17 protein-coding genes are annotated in these 22,337 nt (G+C 73.2%); 8 read left to right on the top strand and 9 right to left on the bottom strand.

Going from position 1 to position 22,337, the window contains the following annotated elements:
* Positions 1-82: 82 nt before the first annotated feature.
* The gene (locus OG332_RS17100) at positions 83-856 is read right to left on the bottom strand and encodes an ABC transporter ATP-binding protein (RefSeq protein ID WP_327414291.1); all 774 of its coding nucleotides are present in this window, start codon (positions 854-856) and stop codon (positions 83-85) included.
* Entirely contained in the window at positions 849-1,757 is a 909-nt protein-coding gene (locus OG332_RS17095; protein WP_327414290.1) for an ABC transporter permease, read from the bottom strand. Before OG332_RS17095 ends, OG332_RS17100 begins: the two co-directional genes overlap by 8 nt.
* 133 nt (positions 1,758-1,890) lie before the next feature.
* On the opposite strand from OG332_RS17095, the gene OG332_RS17090 reads away from it, so the two are divergent.
* On the top strand, positions 1,891-2,532 hold the full coding sequence (locus tag OG332_RS17090; protein WP_327414289.1) for a TetR/AcrR family transcriptional regulator: 642 nt from the start codon (positions 1,891-1,893) through the stop codon (positions 2,530-2,532).
* Between the two features lie 89 nt (positions 2,533-2,621).
* On the opposite strand, the gene OG332_RS17085 is transcribed toward OG332_RS17090, so the two are convergent.
* From OG332_RS17085 to OG332_RS17065, 5 genes are all read right to left on the bottom strand, one after another.
* On the bottom strand, positions 2,622-4,901 hold the full coding sequence (locus OG332_RS17085; RefSeq protein ID WP_327414288.1) for a bifunctional glycosyltransferase/CDP-glycerol:glycerophosphate glycerophosphotransferase: 2,280 nt from the start codon (positions 4,899-4,901) through the stop codon (positions 2,622-2,624).
* A gap of 162 nt (positions 4,902-5,063) precedes the next feature.
* Entirely contained in the window at positions 5,064-6,071 is a 1,008-nt protein-coding gene (locus OG332_RS17080; protein ID WP_327414287.1) for a carbohydrate ABC transporter permease, read from the bottom strand.
* Positions 6,068-7,360, bottom strand: a complete 1,293-nt coding sequence (locus OG332_RS17075) for a carbohydrate ABC transporter permease (protein WP_327419261.1) — start codon at positions 7,358-7,360, stop codon at positions 6,068-6,070. Before OG332_RS17075 ends, OG332_RS17080 begins: the two co-directional genes overlap by 4 nt.
* A gap of 34 nt (positions 7,361-7,394) precedes the next feature.
* The gene (locus OG332_RS17070) at positions 7,395-8,756 is read right to left on the bottom strand and encodes an ABC transporter substrate-binding protein (protein ID WP_327414286.1); all 1,362 of its coding nucleotides are present in this window, start codon (positions 8,754-8,756) and stop codon (positions 7,395-7,397) included.
* Between the two features lie 105 nt (positions 8,757-8,861).
* Positions 8,862-11,984 (bottom strand): FHA domain-containing protein, encoded by a 3,123-nt coding sequence (locus OG332_RS17065; protein ID WP_327414285.1) that lies wholly within the window; start codon positions 11,982-11,984, stop codon positions 8,862-8,864.
* A gap of 448 nt (positions 11,985-12,432) precedes the next feature.
* On the opposite strand from OG332_RS17065, the gene OG332_RS17060 reads away from it, so the two are divergent.
* Both OG332_RS17060 and OG332_RS17055 read left to right on the top strand, forming a co-directional pair.
* Positions 12,433-14,229, top strand: coding sequence for a serine/threonine-protein kinase (locus OG332_RS17060; RefSeq protein ID WP_327414284.1), 1,797 nt, complete (start codon positions 12,433-12,435; stop codon positions 14,227-14,229).
* Positions 14,230-14,388: 159 nt separating this feature from the next.
* Entirely contained in the window at positions 14,389-15,636 is a 1,248-nt protein-coding gene (locus OG332_RS17055) for a serine/threonine-protein kinase (RefSeq protein ID WP_327414283.1), read from the top strand.
* Positions 15,637-15,867: 231 nt separating this feature from the next.
* Here OG332_RS17055 and OG332_RS17050 read toward each other — a convergent pair whose 3' ends face one another.
* Positions 15,868-16,869 carry an isopenicillin N synthase family dioxygenase gene (locus OG332_RS17050; RefSeq protein WP_327414282.1) on the bottom strand — a complete coding sequence of 334 codons (1,002 nt, stop codon included), beginning with the start codon at positions 16,867-16,869 and terminating at the stop codon, positions 15,868-15,870.
* Between the two features lie 316 nt (positions 16,870-17,185).
* Between OG332_RS17050 and prfB the strand changes: the two genes are divergently transcribed.
* Positions 17,186-18,295: a peptide chain release factor 2 gene (prfB, locus tag OG332_RS17045; RefSeq protein WP_327414281.1), complete on the top strand. Its 1,110-nt coding sequence runs from the start codon at positions 17,186-17,188 to the stop codon at positions 18,293-18,295.
* A 106-nt stretch (positions 18,296-18,401) separates the two neighbouring features.
* Here the strand turns inward: prfB and OG332_RS17040 are convergent, their stop codons facing one another.
* Positions 18,402-18,596 carry a hypothetical protein gene (locus OG332_RS17040; RefSeq protein WP_327414280.1) on the bottom strand — a complete coding sequence of 65 codons (195 nt, stop codon included), beginning with the start codon at positions 18,594-18,596 and terminating at the stop codon, positions 18,402-18,404.
* A gap of 238 nt (positions 18,597-18,834) precedes the next feature.
* Here OG332_RS17040 and ftsE point away from each other — a divergent pair, with 238 nt between their 5' ends.
* The 4 genes from ftsE (at position 18,835) to smpB (ending at position 22,262) form a co-directional block, all read left to right on the top strand.
* Positions 18,835-19,524, top strand: coding sequence for a cell division ATP-binding protein FtsE (ftsE, locus tag OG332_RS17035; protein WP_030011324.1), 690 nt, complete (start codon positions 18,835-18,837; stop codon positions 19,522-19,524).
* A 16-nt stretch (positions 19,525-19,540) separates the two neighbouring features.
* Positions 19,541-20,509: a permease-like cell division protein FtsX gene (ftsX, locus tag OG332_RS17030; protein WP_327414279.1), complete on the top strand. Its 969-nt coding sequence runs from the start codon at positions 19,541-19,543 to the stop codon at positions 20,507-20,509.
* A 67-nt stretch (positions 20,510-20,576) separates the two neighbouring features.
* Entirely contained in the window at positions 20,577-21,758 is a 1,182-nt protein-coding gene (locus OG332_RS17025) for a S41 family peptidase (protein WP_327414278.1), read from the top strand.
* Between the two features lie 18 nt (positions 21,759-21,776).
* A complete protein-coding gene (gene smpB, locus OG332_RS17020) occupies positions 21,777-22,262 on the top strand; it encodes an SsrA-binding protein SmpB (protein WP_327414277.1) in 486 nt (161 codons plus the stop codon).
* Positions 22,263-22,337 lie beyond the last annotated feature (75 nt).

Genomic DNA, 22,337 nt, shown 5'->3' with positions numbered 1-22,337 from the left:
GGGCCCGGCCCGTTCGCGGCTGCGGGCCGGCTGCCGGGGCTCCGCCCCAGGCCCCACGCCTCAAACGCCGGCGGGGCTGTATTCAGCGGCGGGTGAAGGCCTCGTAGGCGTCGCAGACCTCCGCGGCGGGGCCGTCCATGCGCAGGGTGCCGGATTCCAGCCAGATGGCGCGGTCGCAGGTCTCGCGGACCGTGTTGATGCCGTGGCTGACGAGGAAGACCGTGCCGGCCTGTTCGCGGAGCTGCTCGATGCGGGCCTGGCTGCGGCGTTGGAAGGCGGCGTCGCCGGTGGCCAGGGCCTCGTCGATCATGAGTACGTCGTGGTCCTTGGCGGCGGCGATGGAGAACCGCAGGCGGGCGCCCATGCCGGAGGAGTACGTCCGCATGGGCAGGGAGATGAAATCGCCCTTCTCGTTGATGCCGGAGAAGTCGACGATGCCCTGGTAGCGCTCGTGGATCTGCTGCTTGGACATGCCCATCGCGAGGCCGCCGAGCACGACGTTGCGCTCGCCCGTCAGGTCGTTCATCAGGGCGGCGTTCACGCCCAGCAGGGACGGCTGGCCGTGCGAGAAGATCCGGCCGCGGGCCACCGGCTGGAGGCCGGCGATGGCCGCCAGCAGGGTGGACTTGCCCGAGCCGTTGGAACCGATGAGGCCGATGGCCTCGCCCTTGTACGCGGTGAAGGTGACGCCCTTGACGGCGTGCACCTCGCGGACGCCGGGGGCCGGCTTGCGGGAGAAGACCCGGCTGAGGGCCGCGGTGGCGCCGCCCTTGCGGCCTCCGCTGCCGTGGACCTTGTAGATGACGTGGACCCCGTCGGCGATCACGGTGGGGGTCCGGACCTGGGTGTCAGCCACGGCCGTATTCCTCCTCTGCCTTCCAGAAGTAGACGAAGCCGCCGACGCCGGCGAGCAGGGCCCAGCCGATGGCGATCGGCCACACGTGGTGCGGGAGCGAATGTGCTTCGAAGCTGTCGATCAGCGCGAAGCGCATCAGGTCGATGTAGACGGCCGCGGGGTTGAGCTTGAGCACCGTCAGCACCCAGTGCGGCAGGTCGCCCGTCTTGTGGATCTGGTCGATGGACCACATGACGCCCGAGGAGTACATCCAGGTGCGCAGGACGAACGGCATCAGCTGGCTGACGTCCGGGCTCTTGCTGCCGATCCGGGCCATGACCATGGCGCAGCCGGCGGCGAAGACGGCCATCAGCAGGAGCGTCGGGACGGCCAGGAACCAGGCCGGTCCGGGCGTCTGGCCGAAGGTGAGCAGCAGGATGACGAGGGCGCCCATGGTGACGAGCAGCTGCTGGAAGAGCTGGACGACGGTGGAGATGGGCAGGCTCGCGCGGGGGAAGTGCAGGGCGCGGACCAGGCCGAGGTTGCTGTGGACGGCTCGGGTGCCGGCGTTGATGGAGGTGCCGATGAAGTCCCAGACGAAGACACCGGTGATCAGGAAGGGGACGTAGTCCGGCACTCCGCTGCTGGCCTTCATCACGAGGCCGAAGACGAAGTAGTAGACGGCCGCGTTGAGCAGCGGGGTCACCAGGTGCCAGACCTGGCCGAGCTTGGCGGTGCTGTACGTGGCCTGCATGCGGGCCGTCGCGTACGCGGCCACGAAGTGGCGGCGGTCCCAGAGCTCCGCCACGTAGCGGGGGAGCGAGGGGCGGGCGCCGCTGAGGGTGAGGCCGTGGGCGGCGGCCAGGCCGGCGAGTTCCGCGGAGGTCGCGGGCCCGGTCTTGGATGCGGTCGCGGTGGTCACAGGGTTCGCTTTCGACGGGGTCGGGGCGTCGCTGGCGATGGGACGGGTCCGTATCGTCGCTACGGCGAGGTTAGGGCGCGCCACGTCGGAACGCAACCGTATCGTCGTAACGTGGCGCGGTTATGCTCTGTGCATGACCAAGGACCCTGCCGCCTCTGCCTCCACCTCCGACGACGCTGCCGCCCCCGCCCGGCGGGCCCCCGCCGGCGCCGCCGTCCTGCGCGAGGACGTGACCGAGGCGATCCGCAGCGCGGTACTGGAGGAACTGGCCGCGGTCGGGTTCTCGCGGATGTCCATCGAAGGCATCGCGCGGCGGGCGGGCGTGGGCAAGACCGCGGTGTACCGACGGTGGAAGTCGAAGCTGCACCTGGTCCTGGACCTGGTGGGGGCCTTCGCGGCGGACGGCCTGCCGGTGCCGGCGACGGGGTCGCTGTACGGGGACGTACGGGCGCTGCTGGAGGTCATGTCCCACGTGCTGAGGCATCCGGTGGCGTCGGCGGTGATCCCCGACCTGCTGGTGGAGGCGGCGCGGAACCCGGAGATCGCGGACGCGGTGCGGGGGGCGCTGCTGGAGGGGCAGCGGCGGCTCGCCGCGGGGATCGTGGGCGAGGCGGTCTCGCGGGGCGAGCTGGCGGAGGGGGTTGATCCGGACCGGGCGCTCGATCTGGCGATCGGGCCGCTCTACTGGCGCCAGGTGGTCGTACGGGACTCCGTCCCGGGCGGGTATCTGGACGAACTCGCGCGGTCGGTGGTGGCGGGGCTGCGGGCCGCCTGACCCTGCGGGCCGTCTGCCGGGGTCAGGCGAGGCCGAAAGATCGGGGCGGAGCCCCCCGCAGCGGCGCTCGGCCGGCGACGGGGCCTCCGCTACGGCCAGAGGTGGGCCAGGGTCGGGGTCGGGGTCGGGGCCGGGGACGGGGACGGGGTGTTGGCCGGGGCCGCAGGGGTGGGGCGGCGGTCTTCCAGGGGGGTGATCGCGGGGATCGGGGCCGTCTGGCCCAGGAAGACCCGCCGGACCACCCGTTCCGCCGCGTGGCCGTCGTCGTACGAGCAGAAGCGGGTACGGAAGGCGGACCGCAGCTGCGCGGAGCGTGAGCCCTGCCAGTGGCCCGTGGTGAAGATGTCCACCAGCTCGTCCTGGGTCCGGGCGATCGCGCCCGGCGGGCACGACCGCAGGTCGAAGTAGGTGCCCCGGGCCGCTTCGTACGCCTCCCAGTCGTCCGCGTGGATCACGATCGGCCGGTCCAGTGCCGCGTAGTCGAACATCAGGGACGAGTAGTCGGTGACGAGCGCGTCCGAGGCGAGGCAGAGCTCCTCCACGGAGGGGTGGGAGGAGACGTCCAGCAGCCGCGGGTGCGGCTCCCACGCGCGGTCGGTGTCCGCGTACGTGAGGTGGGTGCGGGCGAGGATCGTGAAGCGCGGGCCCAGGTCGCGCAGGATCCTCTCGAAGTCCAGGTGTTCCGGCCGGCTGCGCCGGTAGTCCCGGTGGGTGGGCGCGTACAGGATCGCCGTCGAGCCCGCCGGGATGCCCAGGCGTTCGCGCAGTTCCAGGACGTCCGCGCGGCTCGCCCGGTGGAAGACGTCGTTGCGCGGGTAGCCGTATTCGAGGGTCGTGTAGGAGGACGGGACCGCCTTCTCCCAGACCAGGGTGGAGTGCCGGTTCGCGGAGAGCAGGTAGTCCCACTGGTCGGCGCCGCGCAGCAGGCCCGCGAAGTCCGTCGTCGGGGTGGCCGCCGGGCGGTCCTGGAGGTCGAGGCCGACGCGCTTGAGCGGGGTGCCGTGCTGGGTCTGGACCAGGATCTGGCCGGGGCGCTTGACCAGGGCGCGGTCGAAGTTGACGTTCGTGACCAGGTACGTGGCCCGTGCCAGGGCGGTCCAGTACGCCGCCGAGCCCGGGCGCAGCGCCGTCGTCTCCCGGGGCAGGGTCCAGGCGTGCGCCGGGTCGCAGATCCACGCCGTCCGCATCCGCGGCGCCAGTTCCCGCAGCTTTGCCTCGATCGCCGCCGGGTTGCAGGCGTAGCCGCCGTGCCAGTACGCGGAGAACACCGCCAGCTCCGGGCGCAGCGGGAGGAGGCGCTGGGCCCGGTAGTACAGGCGCAGGGCCGTCTCGCCCAGGCCCCGCCCCAGGGCCGAGGCCGCGCGGCCCAGTGCCAGCCCGGCCGAGCGCAGCGCCGACAGCAGCCGGTAGGTGCGCCGGGTGCCCAGCCGCATCAGGGTGTGCCGGACCCGGTCGGTCCGCGACAGGGACAGCGGCAGCGCGGACCTGCCGCCAGGGGCCCGGTAGCGGCGCAGCAGGGCGCAGGCCCGGCTGAAGAACTCGGCCCGTCCGGCGCGCGGGAGGCGGCGCGGGTCGGCGTACAGGGCGCAGAAGTGCTCGGCCATCCGGCGGTGCACGGCGGGGCGCCAGCGCTCCAGCTCGGGGCGGCCGGCGAGGTAGCCGAAGACCCGGTCGTACTGGTCGAAGATGTCGAGGTGGCGGCGGCTGGTGGTGGTCAGGATCGAGCCGGTGCGCCGCTGGCGGTAGTGGACGCAGACCCGGTCCAGGACGGCGACGGACTCCGCGGCCAGCAGCGCCGGGTAGGTCCAGGGGGTGTCCTCGTAGAAGCCGGGCGGGAATGCGAGCCCCTCGCGCTCCACGTACTCGCGGCGGTACGCCTTGTTCCACACGACCATCAGCATGGCCAGCAGTGCCGGGCGGTCGGCGAGCCGGAAGCTGGCCGGGCCCTCCTCGGACAGCCGGTGCGCGAGGCGGTTGCGCACCAGCTCGCCCGACCAGAAGGTGCGCGCGTAGTCGTAGACCAGGACGTCGGGGGAGCCGGTGGCCTTCAGCCGGTCGGTGATGGCCTGCAGGGCGCCGGGGGCGAGGGTGTCGTCGCCGTCGAGGAAGATCAGGTAGTCGCCGGTGGCCCGGGCCAGGCCCGCGTTGCGGGCCGGGCCCAGTCCCAGGTTGTGCGCCAGGTGCACGGCGGTGCCCCGGGGGTCACGGGCCGCGTACTCGTCGATGATCGAACCGCAGGCGTCGGGCGAGGCGTCGTCGACCGCGATCAGTTCCATGTCCGGGTACGACTGCGTCAGGACCGAGTCCAGACTCTCCTGGAGATAGGCCTGGACCTTGTACGCGGGCACGATGACGCTGAACCGGGGCACGGCACATCCAGGGGTCGGCGCGGGCATGTTTCCCCCAGCTACCGCTGGGTGGGGGTCCCCCCGGCCGGAGGCTGGGGGAGTGCCCCCAGGAACCCCCGGCGCGGCGATCGGGTTACGCAGCGTGTGGCAATCGGGTTACGGAGCGTCAACGTCGCACGTCAATCACTTGATCGCGCCGGCCATCACCCCCGTGACGAACTGCCGCTGGAACGCGAAGAAGACGACGAGCGGGACCACCATCGACAGGAACGCGCCCGGCGCCAGCACGTCGATGTTGTTCCCGAACTGCCGTACCTGCTGCTGGAGCGCGACCGTCACCGGCGGGTTCGCCGAGTCCGCGAAGACCAGCGCCACGAGCATGTCGTTCCACACCCACAGGAACTGGAAGATGCCGAGCGAGGCGATCGCCGGCCCGCCGAGCGGCAGCACCACCCGTGTGAACAGCCGCAGTTCACCCGCCCCGTCGAGGCGGGCCGCCTCCAGCAGCTCGCGCGGGATCTCAGCGAAGAAGTTGCGCAGCAGGAACACGGCGAAGGGCAGTCCGAAGGCGGTGTGGAAGAGGACCACGCCCGCCGTGGTCTCGAACAGTCCGATGGAGCCGAAGAGTTCGGAGACCGGGATCAGCGCCACCTGTACGGGGACCACGAGCAGCCCGACGACGACCAGGAAGAGCCAGTCCCGGCCGGGGAACTCCAGCCAGGCGAAGGCGTATCCGGCGAACGCGCCCAGGGCCAGGACGAGCAGGGTGGCCGGCACGGCGATCGCGACCGTGTTCAGGAGGGACCCGGTGATCGTGTCGTTGGCCAGCAGCCGCTCGTAGTTGCCGGCGGTCAGCCGCGAGGGCGCCGTCACCACCTGCCACCAGCCGCCCTTGTTGAGGTCGGTGGGGGAGACGAAGGAGGAGGTGAGCAGTCCGAGGGTGGGCAGCAGCCAGAAGAGCGCGGCCAGGACCAGGAACACCCGCAGCGCCCCGCCCGCGGCCCGCGCGGCCAGCCGGCGCGCGGTCCGCTCGGCGTGAGGGGGAGGGGCGCCGGCCGGGTCGCCCGCGGCGCGCCTGGCGGAGGGGCGTGCGGCGTCTGCCCGTGCGGCGCGTGCCGGGCCCGTGCCTGCGGACGGGCCTGCCGAAGGGCTGCCTCGCGCCGGGTCCGGCGCCGCGCCGGAACGGCTCATCGGGATCCCTCCTTACGGAGCCTGCGTATGTTCACGAGCATCACCGGGACCACCAGCACCAGCAGCAGTACGGCGATGGCACTGCCCAGGCCCGGGTCGGCGTCGGTGCCGAAGGAGGTCCGGTACAGCTGCAGCGCGAGCACGTTCGCGTCGTCCTGGACCGCGCCCGGTGCGATCACGAAGACCAGGTCGAAGATCTTCATGACGTTGATGACGAGGGTGACGAGCACGACCGCCAGGACCGGCGCCAGCAGCGGGACGGTGATCCGGCGGAACACCTGCCACTCGTTCGCCCCGTCCACCCGCGCCGCCTCCAGCAGCTCGCGCGGTACGGCGGCCAGCCCGGCCCCGATCAGCACCATCGCGAAACCGGCCCACATCCATACGTACGCCCCGATGACCGCCGGGGTGACCAGGGACGGGCCGAGCCACTGCACCCCGGCGTACGCCTCCCGGAAGTTGGCGGCGGGCAGCCGCAGCTGCGCCCCGTCGGCCTTCGCGGACAGGGTGAAGGTGCCGTCGGCGCGGGCCGTGGCCGTGTCGACCACCCGGCCGTCCTTGACCGCCTCGATCCGCATCCCGGCGAAGGACGGCTCGGTCGGGTCGACCGCGTTCGTACGGCCGCCCCCGCCGCGGGTGAAGTCCTGCCAGGCCGTCCCGGTGACCTTCCCGGGCTCGGCATCCGCCGCCTTTGCCGGCCGCGTGCCCTCGGGCAGGGACTCCGGGGCCACGCCGACCAGCGGCAGCAGCACCGGGATGCCCGCACGGACGGGGTCGCGGGTCACGAAGGCGCCCCCGCCGGCGTCGGTGAGCGGCGAGTCCCGGCCCGGGCGGGCCTTGGGGAAGGCCGAGGACTCCGCGAAGGTGTCGTGGACCCCGACCCAGACCGCGTTGGCGACGCCCCGGTCGGGATCGTGGTCGTAGACGAGCCGGAAGATGATGCCCGCCGCCAGCATCGAGATCGCCATCGGCATGAACACCAGCAGCTTGAACGCAGTGCCCCAGCGCACCCGTTCGGTGAGCACCGCGAAGATCAGGCCGAGGGCGGTGGCCGTGGTCGGGGCGAGCACCACCCACAGCGCCGTGTTCTTCAGCGCGGTGCGGATGGTGTCGTCGCTCAGGATCTCCCGGTAGTTGTCGCTGCCGACGAACACGCCGCCCGAGCGGTCGAAGAAGCTGCGGTAGACCGAGTAGCCGATCGGGTGCACGACGAGCGCGCCGAGCAGCACGAGGGCCGGCAGGAGGAACGCCGCCGCGACCAGCCGGCGGCGCCTGGCCTCCGCGGACAGCCCGCGGGCGGCCTTGACCGAGGCCTTCACGGGATCAGTTCCCGTAGGCCCTGGCCGCGTCCGCCTCCAGTTTCGCCTGGGCGCCCGCCACGTCCGACGGGTTCGCCAGGAAGTCCTGGAGCGCCTTCCACTCGCCCGCGCCCGGGGTCCCGCCGAAGGCCGCCGGGGCCTGGTCCGACATGTCGAAGCGGAAGTCGTCGCCCGCCGCGATCAGCGCCTTGGCGATGTTGCGCTGGATGTCGTTCGGATAGGCCGCCGGGTCCACCGCCTTGTTCGGGGAGACGAAACCGCCCTCGCGGGCCTGGATCTCCGCCGCGTCCGGCGAGGCCAGGAAGGTCAGCAGCGCCTGCGCGCCCTTCGACGGCTTCAGCGCGACCGCCACGTCACCGCCCGAGACCACCGGCGCCTTCCCGCCGACCGCCGGGAAGGGGAAGACGAGGGCGTCCTCGCCCACCTTCGCCTCCGTCTGCGCGATGTTCACCGCCACGAAGTCGCCCTCGAAGACCATCGCCGCCGCCGGCCGGTCGCCGCCGGTGAACGTCTGCGTCACCGACTTCGGGAACTCCGTCGACAGCGCCCCGCTCGGCCCGCCCGCCAGGAAGTCCTTGCGCCCGAACAGTTCGCCGAGCGTGGTCAGCGCCTGCTTGACGCTGTCGTCCGTCCACTTGATCTGGTGCTTGGCCAGCTGGTCGTACTTCTCCGGGCCCGCCTGGGAGAGGTAGACGTTCTCGAACCAGTCGGTGAGGGTCCAGCCGTCCGCGCCCGCCACCGAGACGGCCGGCGTACCGGAGGCGGACAGCGTGTCCGCCGCCGTGATCAGCTCCTTCCAGGTCGTCGGGGGCTTGACCCCGGCCGCCTCGAAGGCCTTCGCGTTGTACCAGATCAGCGACTTGTTGGCGGCCTTGTAGTACACGCCGTACTGGGTGCCGCCGACCGCTCCGAGCGACTTCCAGCCCGCCGAGTAGTTCTTGTCCAGCTGCGCCTGGGCCTCCGGGCCCACCGGCTGCGCCCACTTGTTCTGCACGGCCGAGACCAGCGCCCCGACCTGCGGGAGCAGCGCGACGTCCGGCGGGGCTCCGCCGGCGATCTTCGTACCGAGGAAGGTGACGATCGGGTCCTGGGCCGGGACGAAGGTCACGGTGGCCCCCGTCCGCTTCTCGAACTCCTTCAGGACCTTGGTGAAGTTCGCCTGTTCGGGGCCCGTCCAGACGGCGGAGACCTCCAGCTTCTCCCCGTCGAGCTTCGGTAACTCCACCTGCGGCCCGGTCGGTCCCGCCGCCTTCGGCGGGTCCGTCTTCGCGTCCGTGTCACCGCCGCACGCGCTGAGCGCGAGCGCGCCCGCCGCGGCGAGCGCCGTCCAGGTGAGTGTCGTACGGCTCGTTCCGTGCCTGCGCATGGTTCTGCCCCCGATGCCCGTGGTGTGTCCCGGACCACAAGGTCTACGCCGACCCGCGCGCCCCCGCAATACCGCCTCGCGGGGGCGCCTTCGCCCCTGAGGGGCCTAGGGACCCGGCGGGAACAGCACGGGTATCGCCGAGACCAGGTGCGAGGCCCGGTCCAGGGCGCTGGCCAGCAGCGCGAGGTCGGTCGGGCCGTTGCCCAGTTCGCGCACCGGGCGGCGGGCCGGCGGATCACCCATCCGCTCCCACTCCACCGGGACCACGGTCGGCCTCAGGGTCGCCGTCCGCGGGATCCGGCCGGTGACCCGGCCGGCCTGGAACGGGATCGTGCGGCCGTCCGCGTGCCGGAGCAGTCCGCGGCCGGGCCCCGGCTGGTCGGGGGCGTCGAGCTCCACGCGCAGGGTGGTCAGCCGGGCCAGCCCCGTCTCGGCCGTGCGGTCCGGGCGGGCGGTGGTGGCCACCAGGTGCACGCCGAGCCGGGCGCCCTCGCGGGCCACCGCCTCCAGCGCCCGCACCACCGAGCCGGCCGCGGGCCGGCCCGTACTGCCGAGGCCCGGCGCGACCAGCGCGTCGAGGTCGTCCACGAGCACCACCAGGCGGGGCAGCGGGCTCGGGCCGGCCGGGTCCGTGCGGGTCGTCGAAGCGCGCAGCCGGAGCGTTCCCGTGCGCTGCGGGTCAAGGTCGCCGCGCTGCTCGCCCGGGGTGGGCTGGCGGGGCGAGACCAGCCGGTCGGAGACCTCGCGCTGGGCGTGCCACTCGGCGAACGGCATCCCCTCCAGCAGCTCGGCGCGGCGCTTGAGCTCCGCGCCCAGCGCCTGCGCGAACTCCCGCATGCGCAGCGGATCGGAGGCGACCAGGTGGGCGGAGACGTGCGGGAGTTCGGTGCAGGGCAGCAGCCCGTCACCGCGCTCGCCGCCGGCCCCGTCGAGGAGGACCAGCCCGAGGCGGTCGGGCCGGGCGGCCGCGGACAGCGACGCGGCCACCGACCGCAGCAGCTCCGTCCGCCCGCTCCCGGCGGGCCCCTCGATGAGCAGGTGCGGGCCGTCGTGGACCAGCTCGGTGCCGACGGGGCCGCGCCGGCCGCTGCCCAGCACGATCTCGGCGAGGCCGCCCGTGCCCTGCCCCTGGTCGGTGGCGGCGGCCCAGCGGGCCATCAGGGAGGCCGGGGTGGCCCGGGCCAGCCCCAGCTCGTCCAGCAGCCGGGCGGTCGCGGGCAGGGTGGCGGCGGACGGCCGGTACGGGGCGGCGGAGCCGCCGTCGGTGGTGCGCAGGGGCGCCAGCGCCCGGGCGAAGCGCTCGGCCCAGGCGGCGGAGACCGCGTCGGCGGTGGCGGTGCCCCCGGACGGGACCGGCCGGCCGCCGCTGACCGCGAAGGTCCGTACGGCCGTGGCCACGTCCCCGCTGAGCAGGGCGACCGCGCCGCAGTCCCGGAAGGCGGGGTTGCTCGCGCACGCGGCCTCGTACGTGTCGGCGACCGGCGAGGCGGCGGTGGCGGCCGGGGCCTCCGCGAGCGCGAGCACGTGGATCCCGGCGGCCGGGCCGTGCGAGGCGAGCCGCCCGGTGATGTCGCGCAGCGCGCCCGCCCCGGGATCGCCGTCGAGGACGACGAGCGTGTACGGGCCCGCGTAGGCGTCGGCGGCCTGCCGGACCCGCTCGGGATCGGCAGCGGCCCAGTGGGTGCCCAGCGGGCCGTCGTCCAGGCGCCGGGTCAGCTCACCGGTGCGGGCGGCGGCCTGGTCGCGGTCGTACGCGAGGAGGAGCCGGCAGTCCTGGCCGTGCGCGGGCCGTACGTGGGGCAGCCAGCCGAGCCAGCCCCAGTCGCGGCGCCGCTCGGCGAGGCCGCGCGTGCGGTCGGTGGAGACGAGCACGATCTCCAGCTGCCCGGGCGCGTGCAGTCCCGCCAGTTGTGCGACGGCCCAGCGGGCGGCCCCGGTCAGCCGGGCCCGCGGGCCGGCGATGCCGAGGGCGCCGGCGGCGGGCAGCGACACCCGGCTCCCGGCGCCGAGCCCCACCTCCAGCAATCTGGCGTGACCGGGCCGCCCGGGTGCACGGGACCACAGTCGCTCGGTGGGTCCCATGGCGGCCAGCAGCAGCGCGGCCGGGTCGTCGGGGTCGGGGGCGGCGGTGGGCGCCGCCTCCGGTGCCGCCTCGGCGAGGTCCTCGCCGCGCACCCACTTGCGGGCCCAGGCCCCGAGCCCCTTGCGGCGTCCGGCGGGCCCGCCGCCGGAGGTGGCGCCGGGACCTGCCCATCCGGTGGCGCCGTAGGCGTCCGGCGCTCCGGCGGGGGCTGCGGGGCGCGGCCCCGGGGGCGCTCCGGCCCCGGCCGGGCCGGAGCCCGCCCGGCCGGCTCCGCCCGGGGCGTCCGGCGTCCCGACGGAACCGGCGGAACCGGCCCACCCGGCCGCGCCGGCCGGTCCGTGCGACCCGGTGACCCGTCCGGCTCCGGCGGAGGCGTCCGGCGCCGGGCCGGCGGTGCCCGTCCGGCCGGGGCTCCCGGGCTGCGGCGCCGGGGGCGCGGTGGCGGCCGCGCCGGCCGGCGCACCGGCGGGTCCCGACCAGCCGGCGGCGCCCGCCGGGGGCGGCACGGAGAGGTGGCCCTCCTGGTCCGGGGTCACCGGCAGCGGGGGCGTCGCGCCCGCGGGCGCGAGCCGCAGCATGGACTCGCCGACCCGCAGCAGCGCCCCCGGCGGCAGGGCGACCGGCTGGGCTCCCACGGGGGCGCCGTCGAGGGTGGTGCCGTTCGTCGAGTCCAGGTCGGCCACCGCGACCCGCCCGTCGCGGATCACCGTGACCGCGCAGTGCAGCCGGGACACGTCGGGGTCGTCCAGCGGGACGTCGGCGTCGGCGGAGCGGCCCACCCGGATCTGGCCGCTGTGCAGCAGGTGCACGCCGCCCGCGTCGGGTCCGGCGACGACGTGCAGCTGGGGTGCGCCGAGGCCGTCCTCGGGCAGCACGTCCGGCACGGGCCCGTGCAGCGCCAGTACCGCGCCGTCCACGAGCGGAGGCTCGCCCAGCACCCGCCGCTGGAGGTCGAGGCGCTCGGAACCGGCGTAGAGCACGACCGTGCCCCCGGTGTCGGGCCCGCCGACGGTCGCCGCGAGCCCGGAGGCGACCGCGGCCAGCGCGGTCCCGGCCGGTGCCGTGACGAGCACGTCACAGCTCGCGGGGGCGGTCGAGGTCTGGTGGCCGCTGCGCGACCCAAGGACGGTCAGCCGGATCTGCATCGCCGTCAGCGGTCCCTTCTGCGCGGTGCGCGGTGTGTGCGCCCGGCAGGGGAAGTTCGGGACATGGCTGCCCGATCGCCCCCCACCCGGCACGGACGCGTCGTCCGGTCAGGTCTGACGGAAGGCGGGGCTCCCGTCCCGTGCCGTTCCGTACGTGTGCATCCTCGCACCTGTCGCGGACAACACGCCCGGCACCCACCAACAAATGATCTTGATCGGTCGCAGCCCGGCGCGGACCTCGACCGGATACGGACAGCGAGCGGGAGAAAGACGGGGAAAAACGCCACGGGCATACCCCCCGAACATCACCCTCCGTACATATGTGCGGCAACCAACCTCCGGCGACCGGCGTCTTCCCCGGGGACACCCCCTAGAGTGGGCCGGAAAACCAATCAGCGGATCGACGACAACTCGACCACGAACAGACGACAGCAGGGGAGCGCGAGACGTGCGGCCAGTCGGCAGCAAATACCTGCTCGAGGAGCCGCTCGGGCGCGGCGCCACGGGAACTGTCTGGCGTGCCCGCCAGAGGGAGGCCGCCGGCGCGGAGGCGGCCGTCGCCGGACAGCCCGGCGAGACCGTGGCCATCAAGGTCCTCAAGGAGGAGCTGGCCCAGGACCCGGACATCGTCATGCGCTTCCTGCGCGAGCGCTCGGTCCTGCTGCGCCTGACCCACCCCAACATCGTGCGCACCCGCGACCTCGTCGTCGAGGGCGATCTGCTCGCCCTGGTCATGGACCTGATCGACGGTCCGGACCTGTACAAGTACCTCCGCGAGAACGGCCCCTTCACGCCGGTCGCCGCGAGCCTGCTGACCGCCCAGATCGCGGACGCGCTCGCCGCCAGCCATGCCGACGGCGTGGTCCACCGCGACCTGAAGCCCGCCAACGTCCTGCTCGACGAGCGCGGCGGCCAGATGAAGCCGATGCTCACCGACTTCGGCATCGCCCGCCTCGCGGACTCCCCGGGCCTGACCCGCACCCACGAGTTCGTCGGCACCCCGGCCTACGTCGCGCCCGAGTCCGCCGAGGGCCGCCCGCAGACCTCCGCCGTCGACATCTACGGCGCCGGCATCCTCCTCTACGAGCTGCTCACCGGCCGGCCGCCGTTCGCCGGCGGCACGGCGCTCGAAGTGCTCCACCGGCACCTCAGCGAGGAGCCGCAGCGCCCCTCGACCGTGCCCGAGCCGCTGTGGACGGTCGTCGAGCGCTGCCTGCGCAAGGAGCCGAACGAGCGGCCCAGCGCGGTGAGCCTGGCCCGCGGCCTGCGCGTGGTCGCCGCCGGCACCGGCGTGCACTCCTCGGCCGCCGAGGTGGAGGCCGCGCTCGGGGTGGGCGCGCTGCTCGCCCCCGACCCCTCGCCGGCGCCGGTCCCCGCGACCCCGGGCGCCGCCGACCCCACCCAGGTCCTGCCCTCCGGCGCCGGTTCGCCCGCCGGGGCCTACGACCCCAACGCCATGACCAGCGTCATGCCGCCGGTCGGTGCGGCCGACGCCACCTCGGTGCTGCCGAGCACCGGGGCTCCCGGGGCCGACCCGACCTCGGTGATGCCCCCCGTGCAGCGGCCGGACCAGCCGCACCCCTGGCAGTCGCAGATGCAGGCCGCCCGCGACCGCAACGAGCAGACGCAGATCCAGTACCTGGACCCGAACGAGGACCCCCTGCGGCGCCGCCCGCAGCGGCAGGCCCCGCCGCCGCCGCAGCACCGGCCGCAGCAACAGCAGCCTCAGCAGCAGCCGTACCGGCAGGGCCCGCCGCCCCAGCAGCAGTACCAGCAGCCGCAGCAGCCCCAGTACCGCCAGCCGCAGCAGCCGCCTCAGCAGCAGTACGCGCCGCCTCCGCCGCCGCAGCACTACCAGCCGCAGCAGCAGCGCCAGCCTCAGCAGTACCAGCAGCCTCAGCAGCAGCCGCAGTACCGCCAGCCCCAGCCGCCGCCGCAGCAGCAGCCCCCGCAGAGCCCGCCGCCCCGGCAGCCGGCGCCCCGGGAGCCCCGCGAGCCGCGCCGCCGCAGCGCCAACCCGGTGCGGATCCCGGGCCTCGGCTGCCTCAAGGGCTGCCTGGTGCTGATCCTTCTGTTCTTCGTGGCGGGCTGGCTCGTCTGGGAGTTCAGCGGACTCCAGGAATGGGTCGGCACCGGCCTGGGCTGGTGGGACCAGCTGTGGAGCTGGGGCAGCGGCATCGTCGACTGGGTGAGCGCGATCGGCGACTCCGCGGGCTCGGCTTCCTCGGGCTCCACCAAGTCCTGAAGCGGGGCCCGTAGCGCCGACTTCGTGGATTTGTCGACTTCTGAGGGATGATTTCGCCCGTAGAAGTGGAGGTCGCCGCGAATCCGGGCCCCTGCTGGCCTCCAACGCCCACCCGGCCGCGTAGCTTTGGTGCGTACGCCAGCCGCTGAGGGAGCAGTCGTGGCACGGAAGATCGGCAGCCGGTACACCGCGCACCAGATCCTGGGGCGCGGCAGCGCGGGCACGGTGTGGCTGGGCGAGGGGCCTGACGGGCCCGTCGCCGTCAAACTGCTGCGCGAGGACCTCGCGTCCGACCAGGAACTGGTCGGACGCTTCGTCCAGGAGCGCAGCGCGCTGCTCGGCCTGGACCATCCGCACGTGGTCTCCGTCCGTGACCTCGTCGTGGACGGCAACGACCTCGCCCTCGTCATGGACCTCGTCCGCGGTACGGACCTGCGCACGCGGCTCGACCGGGAGCGGCGGCTCGCCCCCGAGGCGGCCGTGGCGATCGTCGCGGACGTCGCCGACGCGCTGGCCGCCGCGCACGCGGCGGGGGTCGTCCACCGCGACGTCAAGCCCGAGAACGTGCTGCTGGACATGCAGGGCCCGCTCGGCCCGGGCGGTTCGCACCCGGCGCTGCTGACCGACTTCGGCGTGGCCAAGCTGATCGACACCCCGCGGCGGGCCTCCGCGGGCCGGGCCTCGGCCCCCACCACCCGGATCATCGGCACGCCCGACTACCTGGCGCCGGAGATCGTCGAGGGCCTGCCCCCGCGGGCGGCGGTGGACATATACGCCCTGGCCACCGTGCTGTACGAGCTCCTGGCCGGCTTCACCCCCTTCGGCGGGGGCCACCCGGGCGCGGTGCTGCGGCGGCACGTGACGGAGACGGTCGTCCCGCTGCCGGGGATCCCCGACGAGCTGTGGCAGCTGGTCGTGCAGTGCCTGGCGAAGGCCCCGGCCTCGCGGCTGCGGGCGTCGGAGCTGTCGGTGCGCCTGCGGGACCTGCTGCCGCTGCTGGCCGGGATGCCGCCGCTGGACGTGGACGAACCGGACGACGCGGATCCGGACCCCGAGCCCCCGGACGAGCCGGTCGCGGATCCGGTCCGCCGCCGGGGGGTGGTCCCGCTCGTCCCCGGGTCCGCGACGGACTCCAACCGGGACACCCACACCTCGATGCGGGTGCCGGGGCCGGACGAGCTGGCGGGCGGGGCGCTGGGCACGGCGCGGGTCCCGCGTCCGGCCGGCGGCCACCGGCCGGGCTCCGCCCGGCACCGGGCGGAGGCCGCCCGCAAGCGGCGGCTGGTGCTGTCCGTGTCGGCCGTGGCGCTGGCCGCGGCCGTCGGCCTGGGCGGCTGGCTGGCCTTCTCCGGGGGCGACGAGCCCCCACCCCAGGACAGCAAACAATCGGTCCCCCGCAAGCCGTAGCCAGCCCTCCTGGAGCTCAAGCGCCGGCGAGGCTCCAAGACCGGGGCTCCGCCCCGAACCCCGCGCCTCAAACGCCGGCGAGGCTGGATTTGCCGGCGTTTGAGGCGCGGGGGTCCGGGGGCTGGCCCCCCGGCAGCGGCGCCGGGCCCGAACGAGCCGGTCACCGGGACGTGGGCGCGGGGCGCCGCAGGGGCCGGGCGGAGCCCGGTGGGCCGCGGGGCGGAGCCTTGGCTAGGCCGTGACCAGTTCCGGGTGCCAGCGCCGCGCCACGGCCGGGTGGGCCCGGACCCAGCCCTTCAGCTCGTTGCGCCCGTACTCGGCGTGCAGCGGGTTCGACGCGTCGTGGGCGACCCCGGGGGCCGACGCCAGGTAGGCGCCCGGGACGGTCTCCACGACCGCGTCCAGCCGCGGGTTGTAGAAGAACGGCACCGAATACCGCTCCACCGCCCCCGGCGGGCTCACCACCCGGTGGTCCGTCGCCGTCAGGTAGCCCTCCGTGGCGATCTCCAGCAGCTCGCCCAGGTTGACCACGAACGCCCCCGGGAGCGGCGGGACGTCGAGGTAACCGCCGTCGCGCACGACCTGCAGGCCTCCCACCGAGTCCTGCAGGAGCAGGGTCAGGAAGCCGTAGTCCTTGTGGGCGCCGACCCCCTGGTCCGCGCCGGAGGGGGCGGATCCGGGGTAGCGGATCAGCTTCGTGTGCAGGTGCGGGCGGTCCGCGAAGGCCTCGTCGAAGAAGTCCGCCGGGGCGCCGATCGAGGTGAGGAGCTCCTGGAGCAGCCGGTGGGCCACCGCCGCGAGGCGGGACTGCCAGTCCAGGACCACCGTACGGAGCTCCGGGAGCGCGGCGGGCCACTGGTTCGGGCCCTCCAGCCACAGGTACGCCGGGTCGTCCGGCCCCACCGCCGGCGCCGGGCGCTCCGCGCCCACGTCCAGCTGGTCCCGCCAGTCGGAGGCCCCGCCGGTCAGCTCGTGGCCTATCCGGGTGTAGCCGCGGAAGTGCGGGGAGTTCAGGTTGCTCACGGCGAGCCGGTCGGCCTCCGGGAGGGCGAAGAAATCCCTGGTCAGCTCCAGGATGCGGGCGCTCTCGGCGGCGGTGACGCCGTGCCCGGTCAGGTGCAGGAAACCGGTGTCCCTGGCCGCTGCGTGCAGCTGCTTCAGGAAGTCGGCCCGCTGGGCCGGGTCGTCGGCCTGGGAGAGGTCCAGGACGGGGAGAGTGTGCGCGGACGGCATGACGGCTCCGTTTCGGGATGTCACGGGGTCCTGTTCCCCAGAGGTGGTGGGGGTCGCGGGTGGAGGTGGGCCGCCGGCCGGGATGGTGCCGGGACCGCGTGAGCCGCGTACAGGACCAAGTCGGATCGGGGTGGATCAGGCTTGGGTACGGTCCGGCGGCAGACAGCTCGTCGTCGTGACACGCATGTGGTCGACATGGCGGCGCTTGACGAGGAGAACGGTCATACCGTGAGCGTACGCCCGTACGAGTCGTCATCAGTACGGGCGATCCGGCCTGCCCGGACGGCGTTGTCCGGGGACCGGCTACGCTGGACCCGTGGCAGTCGTCGATGTTTCCGAAGAGCTGAAGTCCCTCTCCTCGACCATGGGGTCGATCGAGGCCGTCCTGGACCTCGACAAGCTGAGGGCAGATATCGCCGTGCTCGAGGAGCAGGCCGCTGCGCCGTCCCTGTGGGACGACCCGGAGGCCGCCCAGAAGATCACGAGCAAGCTTTCGCACCTCCAGGCCGAGGTCCGCAAGACCGAGGCCCTGCGCGGGCGCATCGACGACCTCGCGGTGCTGTTCGACCTCGCCCAGGAGATGGACGACGCGGACACCCTCGCCGAGGCCGAGGCCGAGATGGTCTCCGTGCGCAAGGCGCTGGACGAGATGGAGGTCCGGACCCTGCTCTCCGGCGAGTACGCCGAGCGCGAGGCCCTGGTCAACATCCGTGCCGAGGCCGGCGGCGTCGACGCCTCCGACTTCGCCGAGCGCCTCCAGCGCATGTACCTGCGCTGGGCCGAGCGGCACGGCTACTCCACCGAGATCTACGAGACCTCGTACGCGGAAGAGGCCGGCATCAAGTCGACCACCTTCGTCGTCAAGGCCCCGTACGCCTACGGCACCCTCTCCGTGGAGCAGGGCACCCACCGCCTCGTCCGGATCTCGCCCTTCGACAACCAGGGCCGCCGCCAGACCTCCTTCGCGGGCGTCGAGGTGCTCCCGGTCGTCGAGACCAGCGACCACGTGGAGATCGACGAGGCCGAGCTGCGCGTCGACGTGTACCGCGCCTCCGGCCCCGGCGGCCAGGGCGTCAACACCACCGACTCGGCGGTGCGCATCACGCACATCCCGACCGGCATCGTGGTCTCGTGCCAGAACGAGCGCTCGCAGATCCAGAACAAGGCCAGCGCCATGAACGTCCTCCAGGCCAAGCTGCTCGAGCGGCGCCGCCAGGAGGAGAAGGACAAGATGGACGCCCTCAAGGACGGCGGCAGCTCCTGGGGCAACCAGATGCGTTCCTACGTCCTGCACCCGTACCAGATGGTCAAGGACCTGCGGACGGAGTTCGAGGTCGGCAACCCGCAGGCGGTGCTCGACGGCGAGATCGACGGCTTCCTGGAGGCCGGGATCCGCTGGCGCAAGCAGCAGGAGCAGACCGCGTAGCGGGCGACCCGACAGCACACAGCACGAGGGCCCGGACATCGGCGATGTCCGGGCCCTCGTGCTGTGCGGAGATCGGTACGCGGCGCGGAGGCCGCGGGCACCGCTGCTAGGCGGTCTGCTGGGCCACCAGCACCAGAGCTGCCACGAGGACCACCATGAGCACGATGAGAGCCACGGGGTTCAGGCCGGAGAAGGGGCCGCCCTCCTGCTGGAGGCGCTCCCGATTCGCCCGGCACACCGGGCAGCGGCCCTGGCTGACGGGTGCGGCGCAGTTCGCGCACACGAGCCGGTCATATGTCATGCGCTCCTCCTCTCGTCCCCTCGGTCTTGTCTGTTGCCTATAACGGGGTGGGGAACCAGACCGTTCCCCCTACCACTGTGCCAGCTTCGCCGACATTCGGCGCGGCCCGTCCGGGCAATCACGGTCCGGAGCGGTCCGCACCCCGGGATAAAAGGGGCAAGTCAGGATGCCGGGTCCACACCCCGCGCCCGTTCGCGTATGGTCACGCACACCTACTCCCGGCGACCGTGGTGCACCCGTGATCCGATTCGACAGCGTCTCCAAGTCCTACCCGAAGCAGAGCCGTCCCGCACTCAGAGAAGTCTCCCTCGACATCGCCAAGGGCGAGTTCGTCTTCCTCGTCGGCTCCTCCGGCTCCGGCAAGTCCACCTTCCTGCGGCTCATCCTGCGCGAGGAGCGGGCGAGCCACGGCCAGGTGCACGTCCTGGGCAAGGACCTCGCCAAGCTCTCCAACTGGAAGGTTCCGCAGATGCGGCGCCAGTTGGGGACCGTCTTCCAGGACTTCCGCCTGCTGCCCAACAAGACGGTGGCCGAGAACGTGGCCTTCGCCCAGGAGGTCATCGGCAAGCCGAGGGGCGAGATCCGCAAGGCCGTCCCACAGGTCCTCGAACTGGTGGGCCTGGGCGGCAAGGAAGAGCGGATGCCCGGCGAGCTCTCCGGCGGTGAGCAGCAGCGCGTGGCCATCGCCCGCGCCTTCGTCAACCGCCCCGCCCTGCTGATCGCGGACGAGCCCACCGGCAACCTCGACCCGCAGACCTCCGTCGGGATCATGAAGCTGCTGGACCGGATCAACCGGACCGGCACCACCGTGATCATGGCCACGCACGACCAGCAGATCGTGGACCAGATGCGCAAGCGCGTCATCGAACTCGAACAGGGCCGACTCGTACGCGACCAGTCGCGCGGCGTCTACGGCTACCAGCACTGAAAGGCCCTTGAGAGTCATGCGCGCCCAGTTCGTCATGTCGGAGATCGGCGTCGGTCTCCGCCGCAATCTCACCATGACCTTCGCGGTCATCATCTCCGTGGCCCTGTCGCTGGCCCTGTTCGGCGGCTCCCTGCTCATGAGCGAGCAGGTCAGCAGGATGAAGGGCTTCTGGTACGACAAGGCCAACGTCTCGATCTACCTCTGCAACAAGCAGGACGCCCAGGAGGCCAGCGAGGCCGCCGCCAAGCCGGACGGCTCGGGAGGCGGCGCCGGCGGCGTCGCCACCTGCCGCAAGGGCGCCGTGACCGACGAGCAGAAGAAGCAGATCGAGTCCGAGCTCAAGCAGATGTCCCTGGTCAAGTCCGTGGCCTACGAGTCCGCGGACGAGGCGTACAAGCACTACCAGGAGCAGTACGGCCACACCGCACTGGCCTCCTCCATCACGCCCGACCAGATGCAGGAGTCCTTCCGGGTCAAGCTCAAGAGCCCGGAGAAGTACAAGGTGGTCACCTCCGCCTTCGCGGGCCGCGACGGCATCCACACCGTCGACGACCAGCGCCAGGCGATCGACGACCTCTTCCGGATCCTCAACTACCTCAACTACGCCGCCCTCGGCATCATGCTGATCATGCTGATCGTGGCGCTGCTGCTGATCGTCAACACCGTGCGCGTCTCGGCGTTCAGCCGCAGGCGGGAGACGGGGATCATGCGGCTCGTGGGTGCCTCCAGCTTCTACATCCAGGTGCCCTTCATCATGGAGGCCGCCTTCGCCGGGCTCATCGGCGCGCTCTTCGCCTGCACCATGCTCGTCTCCGGCCAGTACTTCGTGATCGACCACGGTGTCGGGCTGCGCGACAAGATCCAGCTGATCGACTTCATGGGCTGGGGATCGGTGCTGGCCAAGCTCCCGTACGTGCTCTTCATCGGCCTCCTGATGCCCTCCTTGGCCGCCTTCATCGCCCTGCGCAAGTACCTGAAGGTGTGACAAGCGCCCCGCGAGCGGTACGGCCAACCATCCGTACCGGAGCGGGGCTTGTCCTAGACTCGGCGCCATGCCGGGTCTGCCCGCCTTCTGTCTCCGGCCCCGCGACCTGCGTCGCGGGGCCGTTTTGACGTTGGCCTTCCTCGCCGCCGTCGCCACCGGTGCCTTAACCGGATGCTGGGAGCACGAGGACGGCGCCGGGGCCGCCGAGGTCCGTGCGGACCTCCCCGCGTCCGGTGCCCCCCGGGCAGCCGGCACCGCCGACCGTGACGCGGTCGCCCGCGCCGCCGCCGAGGCCGTCGCCGAGGGGAAGTCCGGCAAGAAGGCCGCCCAGGACGTGGTCAGCCGCAGCGGCGACCGCTGGGGCACCGTCTACGACCAGGGCGAGTACGCCGCCTTCACCGAGGGCCTCGACGGACACTGGACCGGCGTCGGGGTCTGGGCAGGACGCGCCCACGACGGCGCGATCAAGGTCGACAGGGTCCAGCCGGGCAGCCCCGCCGCCCGGGCCGGACTGCGCGCCGGGGACCGGCTGCTGAGCGTCGACGGGCACGCGGTGACCGGCCTGGCCGTCACCGACGTGGTCGCCCTGCTGCGCGGCACGGCCGGCACCCCCGTCGTGCTGAACCTGAGCCGGGACGGCGCCGACCTCACCGAGACCGTCCGCCGCGAGCAGCTGCGCACCGAACCCGTGACCGTACGGCAGCGCCCGGACGGCGTCACCGTCATCAAGGTCACCTCCTTCACCCGCGGGTCCGGCGAGCGGGTCAAGGCCGCCGTCCGCGCCGCCCCGCCCGGCGCCGGCGTCATGCTCGACCTGCGCGGCAATCCGGGCGGGCTGGTCACCGAGGCGGTCACCGCCGCCTCCGCCTTCCTGGACGGCGGGCTCGTGGCCACGTACGACGTACGGGGGGACCAGCGGGTCCTGTACGCGGCCCCGGGCGGGGACACCACCCGGCCGCTGGTGGCCCTCGTCGACGGCGGCACGATGAGCGCGGCCGAGCTGGTGACGGGCGCCCTCCAGGACCGGGGCCGGGCGGTGGCGGTGGGCAGCCGCACCTTCGGCAAGGGCACGGTGCAGATGCCGACCGAGCTCCCGGACGGTTCGGTGGCCGAGCTGACGGTGGGCACGTACCGCACTCCGGCGGGCCGCAGCCTGGACGGCGACGGCATCACCCCGGACGTGCCGGCGGGCGAGCGGGCCGAAGAACGGGCCGTCACGGTATTGGGTGGCCTCGGGGTGGGTCCGTAGTGCGAAAATGGCCGCACTATGGCTAAGGAAAAAGGGCGCAAGCTGATCGCCCAGAACAAGAAGGCGCGGCACGACTACACGATCCTCGACACCTACGAGTGCGGACTCGTGCTCACGGGGACCGAGGTCAAGTCCATGCGCCAGGGCCGGGCCTCGCTGGTGGACGGCTTCGTGTCGGTGGAGGGCCGCGAGGCGTGGCTCTACAACGTGCACGTGCCCGAGTACAGCCAGGGCACCTGGACCAACCACAGCGCCCGGCGCAAGCGGAAGCTCCTCATGCACCGGGAGGAGATCGACAAGCTGGAGCGCAAGTCGGAGGAGACGGGTCACACGATCGTGCCCCTCTCGCTGTACTTCAAGGACGGCCGCGCGAAGGTCGAGATCGCGCTGGCGAAGGGCAAGAAGGAGTACGACAAGCGTCAGACCATGCGGGAGAAGCAGGACACCCGCGAGACGAACCGGACGATCTCGGCCATCCGCCGCAAGCAGCGGGGCACGGTTTAACCTCCTGGCACGCGGTGGTCCACTTCGCGTACGATGGAGTCAGCACCTGCCGCTCGCGGTGGGAGCAGCTTGTGC

Origin of the sequence: Streptomyces sp. NBC_01233 (genome assembly GCF_035989305.1) — a bacterium.
Classification (GTDB): Bacteria; Actinomycetota; Actinomycetes; order Streptomycetales; family Streptomycetaceae; genus Streptomyces.
Note: the sequence above shows the minus strand (reverse complement) of the source record. Positions and strands in the feature narration are given on the sequence as shown.

Bases quoted from the DNA above. Each gene is read 5' to 3' on its own strand.
- OG332_RS17070 (WP_327414286.1), bottom strand. From the start codon at position 8,756: ATGCGCAGGCACGGAACGAGCCGTACGACACTCACCTGGACGGCGCTC.
- OG332_RS17025 (WP_327414278.1), top strand. From the start codon at position 20,577: ATGCCGGGTCTGCCCGCCTTCTGTCTCCGGCCCCGCGACCTGCGTCGC.
- OG332_RS17090 (WP_327414289.1), top strand. From the start codon at position 1,891: ATGACCAAGGACCCTGCCGCCTCTGCCTCCACCTCCGACGACGCTGCC.
- smpB (WP_327414277.1), top strand. From the start codon at position 21,777: ATGGCTAAGGAAAAAGGGCGCAAGCTGATCGCCCAGAACAAGAAGGCG.
- OG332_RS17065 (WP_327414285.1), bottom strand. From the start codon at position 11,984: ATGCAGATCCGGCTGACCGTCCTTGGGTCGCGCAGCGGCCACCAGACC.
- OG332_RS17050 (WP_327414282.1), bottom strand. From the start codon at position 16,869: ATGCCGTCCGCGCACACTCTCCCCGTCCTGGACCTCTCCCAGGCCGAC.
- ftsX (WP_327414279.1), top strand. From the start codon at position 19,541: ATGCGCGCCCAGTTCGTCATGTCGGAGATCGGCGTCGGTCTCCGCCGC.
- OG332_RS17040 (WP_327414280.1), bottom strand. From the start codon at position 18,596: ATGACATATGACCGGCTCGTGTGCGCGAACTGCGCCGCACCCGTCAGC.
- OG332_RS17080 (WP_327414287.1), bottom strand. From the start codon at position 6,071: ATGAGCCGTTCCGGCGCGGCGCCGGACCCGGCGCGAGGCAGCCCTTCG.